The organism is Camelimonas sp. FR25 (genome assembly GCF_059740505.1).
Genome location: NZ_JCAWFG010000089.1, coordinates 1 through 345, shown reverse-complemented (window position 1 = coordinate 345; position 345 = coordinate 1). Strand labels below are relative to the sequence as shown.

At 54.8% G+C, this 345-nt stretch carries 1 pseudogene; it reads left to right on the top strand.

Annotated elements, in window-relative coordinates:
• Positions 1-170: 170 nt before the first annotated feature.
• A pseudogene (locus AC6A67_RS12795) lies at positions 171-345 on the top strand (IS110 family transposase); the annotation flags it as partial.

Below are 345 nucleotides of genomic sequence, written 5' to 3'. Positions count from 1 at the left end.
AGAACTCGGGCTCGTAGACATAGTGGTTTGTCATGGCGAGGAAGCGGATATTGATCTGGCGCTCCTTGCCACGACCGACACGATCCACTGCTGTCTTCATGTTATGGGATGGACGCCTCCCTCCTCGCGCTCACAGTAAGTGGCCCAACCTGGAGGAGGACAGCATGACAATGAATTTGCTGGCGATCGATCTTGGAAAGCAATCGTTCCATCTGCACGGGATTGATACAAACGGTGTGATTGTTTCACGAAAGGTCAGCCGCACAAAGCTTACGGAAATCGTGAACGAGCTGGCGCCAGAGACGATCGCCATGGAAGCTTGCGCCAGCGCTCACCATTGGGGCC